The organism is uncultured Enterococcus sp. (assembly GCF_913775425.1).
Taxonomy (GTDB): domain Bacteria; phylum Bacillota; class Bacilli; order Lactobacillales; family Enterococcaceae; genus Enterococcus_G.
The window spans coordinates 1-14221 of the sequence record NZ_CAJYIS010000075.1 but is presented as its reverse complement, the minus strand read 5'-3'; the positions used below and the strand labels follow the sequence as shown (position 1 = coordinate 14221).

Sequence of the window (14221 nt, the reverse complement as noted above, 5' to 3'; positions counted from 1 at the left end):
ATTTCCTTTCGATAGTTATTGTAGATAGTGTACAAAAAGCCGCTACTTTTTGTAAAGAAAAAGACTAGTATAGTTAAAGATTCAAATCATAGATAAACCTATTCTCGGCATGATTCTGCTTATTTTTTAGAGCTATCTACTTTTGTCACAGCCTCTTTTTTAGTACCTTACAAGGTTGCATGATTATCGTACAAAACTGTTTGTTTAATCACACTCCAAGCATCATCTTCATGTGATAAAGTAAACAATGTAAAAAAACATTGATTATACAGGAGGAACAAAAAATGAGAAAACCAAGAATCGCGATTATAGCAGACGTCATTTTAAGAGATGCGAGTGCTTTAAGTCTGTTCCAATCTGATTACGCAACGAGTGCGGTTTGTGACTCAATTACAAAAGCCGGGGGACTGCCTGCGATTTTGCCGATACCAGATAAAGATGTACGTGAAGAAAATATTCGTGAATATTTAACTTGTTTTGACGGGTTTTATTTTGTAGGTGGTGCAGATATCGATCCTCAATTTTACGGTGAAGATCCTGAATGGGGTTGTGGTAATTTCGATACTGAAAAAGACCGTTTTGAAATCGAACTTTGTCGGGCAGCATATCATAATGACAAAGCGATTCTAGGAAATTGTCGGGGATTCCAATTAATCAATGTAGCTTTAGGTGGTAGTTTATATCAAGATATCAAAACCAAACATCCAGAATTTTATATCAAGCATGAAAATTATAATGCGACGACTCCAGCTCATAAACCATCTCATTATGTTGAAGTTGAAGCGGATAGTCGTCTAGCCAATTTGATTGGAACGAAAGCATTTGTAAACTCACGTCATCATCAAGCGGTTCATGAAGTTGCGCAAGGACTACGAGTTGTGGCGCAAAGCCCAGATGGATTAGTTGAAGCAGTTGAAAGTAAAGGGGACGATCAAATTTTAGCTGTACAATGGCACCCTGAAAATCTATGGCCAGAAAATCCGCAAATGTTAGATATCTATCGTGACTTTATCCAACGAGTTGCCGCTCGGATTCAATAAGAAAGGAGTTCTCTCATGGCACAAGCAAAACCTACTGCCAAACAGGCAGTCAGTTCAATGAAAAAATTATCGTTTTTCTCGATTTTTCTTTTAGGAATCAACGGAATCATTGGTTCGGGAACATTTTTACTCCCACAACAAATCTATCAAGATGCAGGTGTCATGTGGGGACTCGTTTGTATTATTGCTGCGGGGATCTCGACGTTGTTGATTGCGCTATGTTACGCTGATTTATCTGGCCGTTTCTCTGAGTCAGGGGGAGCATGGCTGTATTCCTATCATGCTTATGGAAAATTTGTCGGATTTGAAGTCGGCTTTTTCATGTGGTTTGCCGGAGTCGTTTCGATTTCCGCTGAGATTGCTGCTTTGATTCGTATTTTTAAAAATATGATTCCAAGTTTAGCCAATCAATGGATTTCGCTCGGGTTTGGAATTGGTTTTATTGTCCTTTTAGGTATTATTAATTTATTTGGTGTCAATTCAGTGAAATTTGTTAGCAATCTTTCTTCTGGTTTGAAGTTACTTACAGTTGTATTATTTATTATCGTAGGTGTCTTTTTCTTGAAATTCAGCAATTTTTCGCCATTGGTTCCAGAACGTATGGATTCTTCAAGTGGCTTATTTAAGAGCGTTAGTAATACGTATAGTGTTGTCTTTTACATGTTTACGGGATTCTCATTTTTACCGATCGCAGCGCGTAAAATGAATAATCCTCAGAAAAATCTGCCAAAAGCGTTGGTTACAATCATGTTATCTGTTATGACGATCTATGTAGTTGTTCAAGCTTTAGCTATTGGAGTATTGGGCTCAGGATTAGCGAAAACGACGATTCCCGTAGCTGAAGCCATGCGCCATATGTTAGGTAGTTGGGGGTATTATGTCATCATTGCTGGTAGTACGATTTCAACGTTTGGTGTAGCTTTTGCTTCTTCATTTGATGTTCCGATCATCGCGTCATCATTGTCTGATGAGCACCATTTATTGCCTAAATTCTTTGGAAAAACCAATCGTTACGATGCGCCGTATATTTCGATTTTATTGACGGTCGTGATCAGTTCACTCTTACTGTTGACTGGTAGCTATGTCTTTTTAGCAACGTGTATGGTATGTGCGAATTTCGTGCAATACATTCCAACGATTTTAGCAACAATGAAATTTCACAACAATAAGGAATTCCCAACACAAGGATTCCATTTGCCAGGAGGCTATACGATTCCGATTTTAGCGTTGATTGGTTCAATGTATTTATTAGTAGGATTTAACTTTAAAGTGATTTTAGTTGCAGTGAGTGTTTTTGTTGTCGGCGTGATCATTTACCTAGCAGAAGCTCGATTTGATCATAACGCAGTCAGTCCAGTTAGTACGAAAAAAGAATAGGAGGAATGCATCATGGCAGCTGGAGAAATCCAAACATCGCTTGTGTCGAAGAAACAGCCACAAAAAAAACTTAGCTTTTTCTCGATCTATTTTTTAGGGATCAATGCAATTGTCGGTTCTGGAGCATTTTTGCTTCCACAACAAATCTATAAAGATAGCGGCGTAATGAGTATCTTTGTCTTATTGATGGCGGCGATCACTGTGAGTATGGTTGCATTATGTTATGCTGATTTATCGAGTCGTTTTTCAGGATCAGGAGCAGCATGGCTGTATTCGTACAATGCTTTTGGAAAATTTACAGGGTTTCAAATCGGATTGTTCTCTTGGTTTTTAGGTTGTCTGACGCTCTCAGCTGAAGTCGTAGCGTTATTGCGTACCTTAAAACCGATCGTACCCGCGATGAAAAATAGTGTGATCGAAGTGGTATTTCCTATTGGCTTGATTATTATTTTGGCAATTATCAATTATTTTGGAACAGGTATGGTGAAGTGGGTCGATAATATCTCTTCAGCATTTAAAATCATTACATTAGTTTTCTTTTTAGTTATTGGTGTGTTCTTTGTGCATACACATTATTTTTCACCATTCATCCCCACAAGTGCAAAGAATGCAAGCGACGTAATGAAAGATTTTGGTGCAGGATTTAGTGTCGTCTTTTATATGTTTACTGGTTTTTCATTTATTCCAGTGGCAGCGGCACAAATGGATAATCCTGAAAAAAATATTCCGAAAGCCTTGATCTTAGTGATGTCTAGTGTGACGATCATCTATGTTTTAGTCCAAGCGATCGCTATTGGGATCTTGGGACCAAAAATCACTGAATACACATTGCCGATCGCTCAAGCGATGCAATCAACAGTCGGATCATGGGCGTACTCGATCGTCATCGTTGGGATGATCGTATCGATTTTTGGTGTAGCCTTTGCAGTATCTTTTAGTACACCGACCCTTGCAGCTTCTTTAGCCGATGAACATCATTTATTGCCTAGCGTTTTAGCAAAAACAAACAAATATGGTGCACCAATCGTAGCAGTGATCGTATCTTCATTGATCAGTATGGTGATGACTTCGTTTAGCTATATCTTTTTAGTTGCTTGTATCGTCATCGTATCGTTTATTCAATACGTGCCTTCTATTTTAGCCGTTATGAAATTTAAACATACTAAACAATATCCAAATAATGGTTTTTCATTAAAAGGTGGCTATACGATTCCGATCATTGCCTTGATTATTTCATTGTATCTTCTTACAAATATCCAAATGATGGCATTACTTATTATTGTTGCGGTGTTTGTAGTAGGAACGATCGTTTATATGACATCAATCAAAAATAAAGAAGAATCGACGAGTGTACACAAACAAAATCCAACTAAATAACAACTAAAACGACAGAATGATTCAGGTAGGATCATTCTGTTTTTTTGTTGGGTTTTCAAGTACTTAGTCTTTACAAACAAGTGAAACTTTTTTATAATTTAGAGTGTAGTTTGCCAGCTTAGCTCAGTAGGTAGAGCAACGCACTCGTAACGCGTAGGTCACAGGTTCGATCCCTGCAGCTGGCATTAGAGAATGTTGATCATCTGATGATGGTCAACATTTTTATTTTTTACACAAGTAAAGGAGGAATTTTAGATGTGGTTTATTTTAGGCACACTACTTGTGTTTGTGATCAGTATTAAATTAGCAAGTGTTTTAGCTGTTGGTTTAATGATGCTTCATTTTCGAATCAAGCGTGATTTACAAAAGATGACTTTAGATAAATGGAATCGGTATTTTGCAAAAATTGGTCCTAAGGGCATCTTTAGACGAATTCTAGCCTATTACTGGTTAGTGCTGACGTTGATCGCATTGATCAATATGAATAGTTTCTGGCACGGTAATCTCGCTTATGCCATTACGCTCTTACTTGCTGGAGCGGTCTATTTGATGTTCAAATTTATCTCACGTAAAGACGATTTTCAGAAAATAATGAATAAACGATTTCATGATTAAGAAATGAAACTGTAAATTTTTATTCATCTTTTAAACTTCTCTTTTCAATCTAGAATTACTAGGTCTATAATGGAAAAGAGCATGTAGAAAAAAAGAGAAAGAGAGAATTCATGGAAAATAATCGCAGAACAACAAAAAGAATAGACAGCCGCATCGACTATGGCGTCATCTTACCAGTCTTTCTTCTTTGTTTGATTGGTCTAGGTGCGCTATATGTCGCCTATGCACAAAATCCTTTGTATAAAGGAAGTTTATTTGCTGGTGTCGCAAAGCAAGCATTATGGTATGTTTTAGGCATTATTGCTGTTATTATTATTATGCAAATCAAATCAAAATGGTTGTGGAAGTTGACGCCTTATATCTACGGTGGAGGTCTGGTCATCATGTTAGCCTTGCTGGAATTTTATGACCGCTCTCTAGCAGAATCCACTGGATCAAGAAACTGGTTTCACTTTGGTGGGTTTACCTTACAACCTGCTGAACTAATGAAGATTGCGTATATTTTGATGATGGCACGTATCGTAACGTCTCATAATTCAAAATATCGACAGCGTAATCTGGCATCAGATGCTACGTTGATCGGCAAAATGTTTGCAGTGACACTACCAGTTTTACTTTTAGTTTTACTACAAAAAGATTTCGGAACGATGCTCGTCTTCTTGGCGATTTTTGGTGGGATCTTTTTGATGTCTGGCATTACGTGGAAAATCGTGGTGCCGCTGATTGCGACGTTCTTGATTTTGAGCGGAATCATCTTATTTTTAGTGGTGAGTGACAACGGCCGCGACTTTTTATATCATTTTGGGTTTAAAGCGTACCAATTTAAACGGATCGACTCATGGTTGGATCCTTTCCACGACATCCAGGGGAGCTCTAGACAGGTAGCCACTTCGATTATGGCGATTGGATCTGGAGGATTGTTAGGAAAAGGTTTCAATGTGAGTGATATCTATGTATCCGTTCGTGAATCTGATATGATTTTTTCTGTGATTGGGGAAAACTTCGGATTTATCGGCAGTGCGCTAGTTGTCTTTTTATATTTTGTATTGATCTATCGAATGATTCGAGTGTGTTATGATACGAATAATGAATTTTATGCGTATATCTCAGCTGGGATTATCATGATGATCTTGTTCCACGTATTTGAAAACATCGGGGCAAATATTGGGCTGTTACCATTAACAGGGATACCATTACCTTTTATTAGCCAAGGTGGATCAGCATTACTAAGTAATATGATTGGGATCGGATTGATTTTATCGATGCGTTTTCAAGCGAGTACGAAATAAAAACGAGCGTTTTAGGGGAAAGGGAGACAAAAGCATGGTTACCGTATATGGTTATCCAAAGTGTTCGACATGTAAAAAAGCAATGGTGTATTTAAGTGGTCGATTAGATAATGTAGAGTTGATCGATATCGTTACACAGACTCCATCTGCAACTGAAATCAAAAATTGGATGACGTCTAGTGAGTTACCGTTACGTCGCTTTTTTAATACAAGCGGCAAACGTTATCGCGAATTAGGCTTAAAAGATCAACTTAATGATTTATCCTTAGAAGAAGCTAGTGAGATCTTAGCTTCAGATGGAATGTTATTGAAACGTCCGATTATTTTGAAAAATGATGAATTTGTATTAAATGGCTTTAAAGAAGAAGTCTATGAAGGGATCGTAGAAGAATGGAAAAAAAATGCTTAAAGAAAAAAGATAATGTTTGGATTTTGTTCAACGGAACAGAATATTGTCTTGGCTTAACAAATGAAGCACAAGAAGAATTAGGGGATGTAACGTTTGCGACTTTACCTAAAGCGGGTAAAGTAGTTGAAGTAGGCGATACGATCTTAGAAGTCGAAGCTGAAAAAGCGGTGAATGAATTTGTAAGTCCTTTAGCAGGTGTCGTATCTTCCATCAATGAGAAAATTGATGAAAATATCGATGTCTTAAACGATCAAGATGAACTAAATGCTTGGTTCATCAGTTTAAAAGATGTTGATCCGGCTGCTTTTGAAGCTTTATAAAAAACTTCAAGAAACATTTGACAGGTTCATGAGAGCTTGTTATAATCTGCTTAATATTAAAAAGCAATGAAAAGATAAGTATATTTCACTGAAAGTTTAGAGAGCTCCGGTTGCTGAAAAGGAGTCTGGAAGTGGTTTAGAAAATGGTCTTTAGAGCAGAGATGGTGAGTTTTCGGACAAGCCACTACGGGATACGCCCGTTAACGCGTAACAGTATGCAGAGAGTTTCTCTAAGTACTTGTGAGGCTGGAAATCCAGCGAATAAAGGTGGTAACACGGAAATGATACTTTCGTCCTTTGTACAATTTAGTTGTACGAAGGATGAAAGTTTTTTTTTAGCTATTTTACAAAAAGAGTCGAAATTGAAAAGAACAGCAGTGGAGGAGAACGCATCATGGCATTTATTGAACTACAAAACGTAACAAAAGCATATCCTCGAAAAGACAACACGATCCATGCCTTAAATGGGGTCTCTTTAGAAGTCGATAAAGGAGATGTCTTTGGGATCGTCGGATATTCAGGAGCAGGAAAAAGTACGTTGGTTCGCTTGTTAAATGGTTTAGAACTACCAAGTACAGGTGAAGTGATCGTCAATGGACAAAGTGTGACTGCATTAAAAAATAAAGAATTAAGAACGTTTCGTAAAAAAATCGGAATGATCTTTCAACATTTTAATTTACTTTGGTCACGTACTTTACAAGAAAATGTGGAATTACCACTAGAATTAGCTGGTGTTTCTAAAGCGAAACGAACAGAAAAAGCTTTAGAATTATTGGCCCTAGTTGGATTAGAAGGACGCGAAAAAGCGTATCCTTCTGAACTTTCTGGCGGACAAAAACAACGAGTCGGAATCGCGCGTGCTTTAGCAAACGATCCAGAGATCTTACTTTGCGATGAAGCAACAAGTGCCTTAGATCCTCAAACGACAGAAGAAGTTTTGGATCTTTTACAAGAAATTAACGAAAAATTACACTTAACGATCGTCTTGATCACACACGAAATGGATGTGGTGCGTCAGATCTGTAATAAAGTCGCCGTGATGGAAAAAGGTCAGGTCGTTGAAGAAGGCACGGTCGTCGAGGTATTCCGTCATCCTAAAGAAGCAATCACGAAGCGTTTTGTTCGTCAAAATATCGAGATGCAAGCAGATGAAGAATTACTTCAAACCTTCTTAACAGAAAATCCAACTGGACGTATCGTGACATTGACGTTTAAAGAAAACAATGCCAATGAACCTGTCATCTCACAAGCGATCCGCCAATTTCCAGTCGATATCAACGTCGTCTTCGGGAAAATCCAGCAAGCAAAAGAAGGTGCCTTTGGTTCCCTTACGATCTTGATTACAGGTGCAGAATCTGCGATCGAAGATACATTAGCATTTTTTGCAACAAAACAGGTAGAAACAGAGGTGGTTACACATGAATAAGGGATTTGTCGAAACGTATTTCAACTTTGAAAAAGTCAATTGGTCGACGATGAGTGTGTCCATATACAACACGCTTTATATGACGATCATTTCGACTATTCTAGTAGTTATCTTAGGTTTGCTTCTAGGGCTTGCCTTATACACATTAGGACGCAAATCATCTACGTCATCTAAACTTATTTATACGATCGTTTCAATCATTAGTAATATTTTTCGCTCAACGCCATTTATGATTTTGATCGTACTGTTGATTCCAGTGACCACGATTTTAGTCGGGACCTTTTTAGGTGCAACAGCGGCGATTCCAGCTTTGGTACTTTCAGCGACACCGTTTTATGCGCGTCTAGTCGAGATTTCATTTCGTGAAGTCGATGCAGGAGTATTAGAAGCAGCTGAGGCAATGGGGGCAAGCTATGGTGAGATTATCTATAAGATCTTGATTCCAGAAAGTTTACCTTCACTAATTTCTGGTGTGACAGTGACCACGATCACGATGATCGGCTACACGGCAATTGCCGGAGCAGTCGGTGCCGGTGGTTTAGGAGCGGTCGCTTGGCAAGAAGGGTATCAACGTAGTAATTATACAATTACTTTGGTCGCAACAGCTTTGATTTTAGTAATCGTATTTATTATCCAAGCAATTGGAGATTATTTAACAAAACGTACAGACAAACGATAATAGGGGGAATTACACATGAAGAAAAAATTATTAGGTTTCGTGACAATTGCAGTAGCAGTTGTAGGGTTAGCAGCTTGCGGGAATTCAAGCTCAGATGACACATCAAAGGGCAACAGTGACGATAAAGTATTAAAAGTCGGAGCTTCAGCGACACCACATGCAGAGATTTTAGAACAAGCAAAACCGATCTTGAAAAAAGAAGGAATCGATTTACAGATCCAAATTTTTGATGACTATGTTTTACCAAATAAGGCCTTGGCCGCAGGTGACATCGAAGCGAACTACTTTCAACACATCCCATACTTAAATAAAGCCAACAAAGACAATGGGTTTGACTTGGTTAATGCTGGTGCCGTTCATTTAGAGCCAATGGGCTTGTATTCTCAACGTATCAAAGATATTAAAGACTTAAAAGATGGCGCAACGATCATTACGTCAAATTCAGAATCTGATTGGGGTCGTATTTTGACAATCTTAGAAGACAATGAATTGATCAAATTAAAAGATGGCGTCGATAAAGAAACGGCAACATTTGATGATATCGCAGAAAACCCTAAAGATTTGAAATTCAAACATGATATCGATCCTTCACTACTTGCGGCAACGTATAAAAATGATGAAGCAGATCTAGTTGCTATCAATGCTAACTATGCATTAGGAATCGATTTAGTTCCTGCTAAAGATGCTGTATTATTAGAAAAAGACAACACACCATACGTAAATATCATTGCAGTTCGTAAAGGCGATGAAAACGAAGATAAAATCAAAAAATTGATCGAAGCCTTACACTCTGAAGACGTAGAAAAATACGTACAAGACAAATGGAATGGCTCAATCAAAATCGTCCCAGCTGACTCAAAATAAGGTAACACACTCCCACAATTCGTTTGGATAGGAAACGAGTTGTGGGAGTTTTTTTTGGATATGAATATTGTAGATATATAGGATGATATAATAAATTTAATTAAATATGAGAGGGATGAAAAAATGAAGAAAAATTGGGTGTTGGGATCAGTTTTAGGAATGAGTTTATTGTTTGGATTTGCTTCAAAAGCAAATGCAGCCGAAATGCAACGTTTGTACAATCCAAATAGTGGTGAACATTTTTATACTAAAAATATGGTTGAAAAAAATGTTTTAATAAAAGCAGGCTGGCTATATGAAGGAGTAGGTTGGGATGCACCAGACAGCGGACAACCTGTGTATCGCGTATACAATCGAAATTCAGGGGATCATCATTATACAATGAATGGTAATGAAAAAAATCTTTTAGTATCTAAAGGTTGGAGTTACGAGGGAATTGGCTGGTACTCAGATGTTAATAAGACAGTCCCTCTGTATCGAGCATACAATCCTAATGCTCAAGCTGGAAGCCATAATTATACGACCAATCAAGCAGAACAAACAAGTTTAGTACGTACCGGCTGGAAAAATGAAGGAGTTGGTTGGTATGCGACGAAAGTTGGATACTCAGTAAGTGGCTTTGTCGGACTATGGGGGATACCTAATTCTGACGGTATTTTTTCGATTGACAAATATATGATGATATCCAAAACCGACACTAAAGCAGTATATAGAAGGAAGCTACAAAATATTCGAGTTTTCGAGGAGGATGGATATTTAAATCTTACATCTCAAAATTATCAGGGAAACTTATTTCATTTAAGATTAGCTAAAGATGGCAAATCTTTACAAGTTATAGATGGTAAATACAACTATACTTATAAGTTGATGGCACGTGACACAGTAGAAAATTATTTTAATCTTCCAATAGAAGATATTTTAGAACTTTAATTTTGAATTGTTTAAGTTACTTTAGTTGTGTAATTTTAGATTTTATACTATTCTTTTGGTGTGAAATAAACTATTAGTATAAAAGGAGCTTGTTTTCATGACAAAATTAAATGATCCGATCACGTTCAAACGTGGTGTGACATTAAAAAATAGAATTGTCATGGCACCGATGACGACGAAAATGTCATTTTACGATGGTGTCGTAACGACAGATGAACTAAATTATTATGGACTACGTTCAGGTGAAGTTGGTGCAGTGATCACTGCTGCGGCGAACGTACAAGATGACGGTAAGGGTTGGGAAGGTGAGTTAGCAGTAAGTGACGATAAACATATTCCTGGTCTAACCAAACTAGCCAATACGATTCAACAAAATGGTACGAAAGCAATTTTACAACTATTCCATGCTGGTCGTATGACCGATTCTAGTGTATTACGTGGTACCCAACCTATTTCAGCGAGTGCTGTAGCAGCAGAGCGTCCAAATGCTGAAACTCCACGTGAGATCACCGAAGCAGAAATCTTAGCCTTGATCGAAAACTTTAAAGCAGCCACAAAACGCGCGATCCAAGCTGGTTTTGATGGCGTGGAATTACATGGAGCAAATACCTACATTATCCAACAATTCTTCTCTCCGCATTCAAATCGTCGCAATGATGCATGGGGCGGCACACTTGAAAAACGTTACCACTTTATTGACGTATTAGTCGATGAAGTACTGTCAGTAGTAGAAGAAGAGCAAGTTGAAAACTTTATTGTTGGTTATCGCTTCTCGCCAGAAGAATTTGAAAAACCAGGGATCAGCATTGAAGATACACTATTCTTAGTGGATCAATTGGCACAAAAAGAACTCGACTACTTGCATATCTCGTTATCTGATTATAAACGTAAATCGATCGATGAAAACCATCAAGAACATACGATGTTAGAAATGGTCTATCAAGCAATCGATCATCGTGTCCCATTGATCGGTGTCGGAGAAGTCCACAGCAAAGCCGATGCCCAAACTGTTCTAGCTTCAGCAGATCTAGTCGCAATCGGGCGCGCGATCTTGATCGATCCACATTGGCCAAATAAAGTCTTAAATGACCAAGAAGATTTGATCAAACAAACCATCTCAAGTTATGACCAACAAGATCTATATTTACAAAATGGTGTCATGGAATTTCTAAATATCATGATGCCAGATCGGTTGATTTAATAAACATAAACACAGCCTAAGCTGATCTTAAATGATTAGTTTAGGCTGTTTTTGTTATTACAGTGTTTACACAAAAAAAGGAAGACGGTCATAAACCGTCTTCCGTTATACTTATTAATGGGGGTTTGACCAATCAAGTCCATCTTGAATAGTTCCAACTAAACCTGATTTATTTTCATCGTCTTGGGTATTTCCAGGTTTTGTTGGTAATGGGCTAATGTTTCCACTTTGTAATCCAGCTGCATACCATGCAATCCCCTCATACTTCCAACCAGATTTCGATAGAACATTCTTTTCATTTACATCGGCTGTATACAAATGACTACCAGGGCCTTTTGCATTAGGATTATACACACGATAAATCGGAGTACCCTTAGAATCGGCACTTTTCCAAGCTGTACCTTCATAACGCCATCCTACTTTTACTAAATGGTCTTTCTCGCCTAATGACATCGTATAATGATGATCACCATTATTAGGATTATACACACGATAAATCGTATCACCCGTTGAAGGTGCAGCCCATGAAACGCCTTCGTAGTGCCAACCAATCAGATATAAAGAATTTCGTTCGTTGGTGCTCATTGTGTAGAAATGTTCACCAGAATTCGGATTATACATACGGACTACATTTATCCAATCATCCGCATAAGCTGTGACAGTTGAAACGATCATCACAATTCCCATTGCCATAAATGTTATCAATCCAAATAGCCCTTTTTTAAAGGTACTCATTTTCCTCATCATCCTTTTTGGTCTTTTCATATAATGTTTCTCCTTATCTAGTGTTTAAAATAATTTTAGAAAATAATAAAAATTATAACATTTTGTGTAGTCATAATATGACTATGTAACGGTTTAGAAATGGCTTATCAGGTAATGGACTCCCATTTGACAAGTAAAGTCTTAAATGACCAGCAAGATCTATACTTACAAAATGGTGTCATGGAATTTCTAAATATCATGATGCCAGATCGATTGATTTAAAGAAAAACTAGCTAATCGTACTCGATTAGCTAGTTTTTTGTTTTTTAATGAAAGTATCTAAAGAAAGCAAATTAGGGTAAATCGGTTCAAAGAAACAAGTGAGTGCAAATAAAGCTAGCGGGTCTTTTAGGTTGAAAGGCAGTACGTAAGAGGCATATTCGTAGCGTTTAATAAGTAATGAATAGAATTGCTGCGCTTTTTGATCAAAGCAATAACAATTAGCTAGGATGTTTAGTTGATGAAAAAAGACAAGTAACTTATTTTGCACACCTAGTGCATAGTTGCCTGTAAATGAATGCTTCTGAGGAAGTTCGTTAGCTAAAGTCGTGATTTCACGAATGCCCAAAAGTTGTTCCCACATGTAACTAAATCCTTGCTCACTGACAAATAGATAACTGTCGATTCTTCTAATTGGTGTTTTTCGATCAAGGAGAGAACGATTAGAACGGATACGAATCATTTGGAATAATTTGATTTGGCTAAATAAGACACTAGGAGTGACTATAGTATTTTCTTCAATAGAATCTAATATGAAATAAGGGAGTAGGAGGGAGCGGATCAGTAGTTCATCACCGATTAAATAAATTGCACCTTTTGTATGTAATTGAATGGTGTAGGTGTGAAGATAATTTTTTAGTGCATATAGATAACGACGTGCAGTAGACGAACTAATAGACAACTTTTGACAAATTAGTTTCAGGTCGGTGATTGGATAATAAGCTAAATGTTTTAACAATTGGAAGATTCCTTTAGGTTGTAATAAATAGCGTAGTTCTATTAAATAAGAAGATAAAGCTTCATCTTGTTCAATATCAGTTAAAGCAAGTCGAGTGACCCAAAGATTTAAACGTTTTTTTTCAGTAGTCGTCAATAAATATTCAATCATAAAAAAACGCTTCCTTTCCTTTTTTATTAAATATAACATTATATATTTAATTTGATCTTTCAAAATCGCGAAAAAAAATGCGAATTTTGAAAGATCAAAAAACCCCCGCAAATAGTTTTTGACTAGTTGCGGGGGTTGGTTATTCTAGCTATTGCGATTCTTTAATTATTCTGCGTCTTCGCCGATTACTTCTGGTTCAGCAGCTTCAGTTGTTTCTTCAGTTTCTTCTTCTACTTGAGGTTCAGTTACTGAAACAACTTGTTCTTCTTTATCTGAAGTGATTTCGTAGTCACCGTCTGCTTTAAGGTCAGCTACTGTGTACGCATCGCCGATCTTAAGGTCTGTTACGTCGATTTCTACGCGTTCTGGTAAGTTATCTGGAGTTGCTGCAACGGTTACGTTGTATAATGTTTGAGTTAACACGCCGCCTTCTTTCACGCCGACAGCTTCACCGACAACAACAACTTCGGCTTCAACTTCTGTTACTTCTTTCATGTTTACAGATAAGAACTCAACGTGAGTTAAGTTACCTTTGAAGGTATCTGAAGTATAGTTATGGATTAATGTATTTACTTTTTTACCGTCTAAATCTAAAGTGATTACAGTATTCACACCATTTTCGCGTAATACTTTTTCTAATTGACTTGCATCAACTGCGATTGGTGTACTTTCGATTTTATAACCATTTACGATTGCAGGTACTTTACCTTCGTGACGTAATTGGTTACGTAATGAACGGGGGCGAACTTCTCTTTTACTTGCTTTTAGTGAAACTGACATAATTAAATTCCTCCTAGAAAATTGGGTCCGAAGACACTTTA

Annotated in this window: 16 protein-coding genes, 1 tRNA gene and 1 other annotated feature; of the genes, 14 read left to right on the top strand and 3 right to left on the bottom strand. The window is 37.4% G+C overall.

Features of this window, described 5'->3' with window-relative positions:
* Window positions 1-284: 284 nt before the first annotated feature.
* From QZ413_RS08765 to QZ413_RS08705, 13 genes are all read left to right on the top strand, one after another.
* Window positions 285-1040 carry a gamma-glutamyl-gamma-aminobutyrate hydrolase family protein gene (locus tag QZ413_RS08765; protein ID WP_297079353.1) on the top strand — a complete coding sequence of 252 codons (756 nt, stop codon included), beginning with the start codon at window positions 285-287 and terminating at the stop codon, window positions 1038-1040.
* A gap of 15 nt (window positions 1041-1055) precedes the next feature.
* Window positions 1056-2417 carry an APC family permease gene (locus QZ413_RS08760; protein WP_297079351.1) on the top strand — a complete coding sequence of 454 codons (1362 nt, stop codon included), beginning with the start codon at window positions 1056-1058 and terminating at the stop codon, window positions 2415-2417.
* A 12-nt stretch (window positions 2418-2429) separates the two neighbouring features.
* The gene (locus QZ413_RS08755; protein WP_297079349.1) at window positions 2430-3794 is read left to right on the top strand and encodes an APC family permease; all 1365 of its coding nucleotides are present in this window, start codon (window positions 2430-2432) and stop codon (window positions 3792-3794) included.
* A gap of 112 nt (window positions 3795-3906) precedes the next feature.
* Window positions 3907-3979, top strand: a tRNA-Thr gene (locus tag QZ413_RS08750).
* 70 nt (window positions 3980-4049) lie between these two features.
* Window positions 4050-4409: a hypothetical protein gene (locus QZ413_RS08745; RefSeq protein ID WP_297079346.1), complete on the top strand. Its 360-nt coding sequence runs from the start codon at window positions 4050-4052 to the stop codon at window positions 4407-4409.
* A gap of 110 nt (window positions 4410-4519) precedes the next feature.
* The gene (locus QZ413_RS08740) at window positions 4520-5698 is read left to right on the top strand and encodes an FtsW/RodA/SpoVE family cell cycle protein (RefSeq protein WP_297079345.1); all 1179 of its coding nucleotides are present in this window, start codon (window positions 4520-4522) and stop codon (window positions 5696-5698) included.
* Window positions 5699-5732: 34 nt separating this feature from the next.
* A complete protein-coding gene (locus QZ413_RS08735) occupies window positions 5733-6107 on the top strand; it encodes an arsenate reductase family protein (protein ID WP_297079343.1) in 375 nt (124 codons plus the stop codon).
* On the top strand, window positions 6089-6427 hold the full coding sequence (locus QZ413_RS08730) for a glycine cleavage system protein H (protein WP_297079341.1): 339 nt from the start codon (window positions 6089-6091) through the stop codon (window positions 6425-6427). Before QZ413_RS08735 ends, QZ413_RS08730 begins: the two co-directional genes overlap by 19 nt.
* A gap of 57 nt (window positions 6428-6484) precedes the next feature.
* Window positions 6485-6728, top strand: a binding site (T-box leader).
* Window positions 6729-6821: 93 nt separating this feature from the next.
* Window positions 6822-7853, top strand: coding sequence for a methionine ABC transporter ATP-binding protein (locus QZ413_RS08725; protein WP_297079339.1), 1032 nt, complete (start codon window positions 6822-6824; stop codon window positions 7851-7853).
* Window positions 7846-8532: a methionine ABC transporter permease gene (locus QZ413_RS08720; RefSeq protein ID WP_297079337.1), complete on the top strand. Its 687-nt coding sequence runs from the start codon at window positions 7846-7848 to the stop codon at window positions 8530-8532. Before QZ413_RS08725 ends, QZ413_RS08720 begins: the two co-directional genes overlap by 8 nt.
* A gap of 15 nt (window positions 8533-8547) precedes the next feature.
* On the top strand, window positions 8548-9396 hold the full coding sequence (locus tag QZ413_RS08715; protein WP_297079335.1) for a MetQ/NlpA family ABC transporter substrate-binding protein: 849 nt from the start codon (window positions 8548-8550) through the stop codon (window positions 9394-9396).
* Window positions 9397-9519: 123 nt separating this feature from the next.
* Window positions 9520-10326, top strand: a complete 807-nt coding sequence (locus QZ413_RS08710; RefSeq protein ID WP_297079333.1) for a hypothetical protein — start codon at window positions 9520-9522, stop codon at window positions 10324-10326.
* Between the two features lie 97 nt (window positions 10327-10423).
* Window positions 10424-11527, top strand: a complete 1104-nt coding sequence (locus QZ413_RS08705) for an NADH-dependent flavin oxidoreductase (RefSeq protein WP_297079331.1) — start codon at window positions 10424-10426, stop codon at window positions 11525-11527.
* A gap of 114 nt (window positions 11528-11641) precedes the next feature.
* On the opposite strand, the gene QZ413_RS08700 is transcribed toward QZ413_RS08705, so the two are convergent.
* The gene (locus QZ413_RS08700; RefSeq protein WP_297079329.1) at window positions 11642-12262 is read right to left on the bottom strand and encodes a hypothetical protein; all 621 of its coding nucleotides are present in this window, start codon (window positions 12260-12262) and stop codon (window positions 11642-11644) included.
* Between the two features lie 129 nt (window positions 12263-12391).
* On the opposite strand from QZ413_RS08700, the gene QZ413_RS08695 reads away from it, so the two are divergent.
* Complete coding sequence (locus tag QZ413_RS08695) at window positions 12392-12514, top strand: hypothetical protein (RefSeq protein ID WP_297079327.1); 123 nt, start codon at window positions 12392-12394, stop codon at window positions 12512-12514.
* 25 nt (window positions 12515-12539) lie between these two features.
* Here the strand turns inward: QZ413_RS08695 and QZ413_RS08690 are convergent, their stop codons facing one another.
* The gene (locus QZ413_RS08690) at window positions 12540-13400 is read right to left on the bottom strand and encodes a helix-turn-helix domain-containing protein (protein WP_297079324.1); all 861 of its coding nucleotides are present in this window, start codon (window positions 13398-13400) and stop codon (window positions 12540-12542) included.
* Between the two features lie 165 nt (window positions 13401-13565).
* On the bottom strand, window positions 13566-14180 hold the full coding sequence (locus QZ413_RS08685) for a 50S ribosomal protein L25/general stress protein Ctc (RefSeq protein ID WP_297079322.1): 615 nt from the start codon (window positions 14178-14180) through the stop codon (window positions 13566-13568).
* Window positions 14181-14221 lie beyond the last annotated feature (41 nt).

Coding starts and splice junctions, on each gene's coding strand:
- QZ413_RS08765 (WP_297079353.1), top strand. CDS start 285: ATGAGAAAACCAAGAATCGCGATTATAGCAGACGTCATTTTAAGAGAT.
- QZ413_RS08760 (WP_297079351.1), top strand. CDS start 1,056: ATGGCACAAGCAAAACCTACTGCCAAACAGGCAGTCAGTTCAATGAAA.
- QZ413_RS08755 (WP_297079349.1), top strand. CDS start 2,430: ATGGCAGCTGGAGAAATCCAAACATCGCTTGTGTCGAAGAAACAGCCA.
- QZ413_RS08745 (WP_297079346.1), top strand. CDS start 4,050: ATGTGGTTTATTTTAGGCACACTACTTGTGTTTGTGATCAGTATTAAA.
- QZ413_RS08740 (WP_297079345.1), top strand. CDS start 4,520: ATGGAAAATAATCGCAGAACAACAAAAAGAATAGACAGCCGCATCGAC.
- QZ413_RS08735 (WP_297079343.1), top strand. CDS start 5,733: ATGGTTACCGTATATGGTTATCCAAAGTGTTCGACATGTAAAAAAGCA.
- QZ413_RS08730 (WP_297079341.1), top strand. CDS start 6,089: ATGGAAAAAAAATGCTTAAAGAAAAAAGATAATGTTTGGATTTTGTTC.
- QZ413_RS08725 (WP_297079339.1), top strand. CDS start 6,822: ATGGCATTTATTGAACTACAAAACGTAACAAAAGCATATCCTCGAAAA.
- QZ413_RS08720 (WP_297079337.1), top strand. CDS start 7,846: ATGAATAAGGGATTTGTCGAAACGTATTTCAACTTTGAAAAAGTCAAT.
- QZ413_RS08715 (WP_297079335.1), top strand. CDS start 8,548: ATGAAGAAAAAATTATTAGGTTTCGTGACAATTGCAGTAGCAGTTGTA.
- QZ413_RS08710 (WP_297079333.1), top strand. CDS start 9,520: ATGAAGAAAAATTGGGTGTTGGGATCAGTTTTAGGAATGAGTTTATTG.
- QZ413_RS08705 (WP_297079331.1), top strand. CDS start 10,424: ATGACAAAATTAAATGATCCGATCACGTTCAAACGTGGTGTGACATTA.
- QZ413_RS08700 (WP_297079329.1), bottom strand. CDS start 12,262: ATGAGTACCTTTAAAAAAGGGCTATTTGGATTGATAACATTTATGGCA.
- QZ413_RS08695 (WP_297079327.1), top strand. CDS start 12,392: ATGGCTTATCAGGTAATGGACTCCCATTTGACAAGTAAAGTCTTAAAT.
- QZ413_RS08690 (WP_297079324.1), bottom strand. CDS start 13,400: ATGATTGAATATTTATTGACGACTACTGAAAAAAAACGTTTAAATCTT.
- QZ413_RS08685 (WP_297079322.1), bottom strand. CDS start 14,180: ATGTCAGTTTCACTAAAAGCAAGTAAAAGAGAAGTTCGCCCCCGTTCA.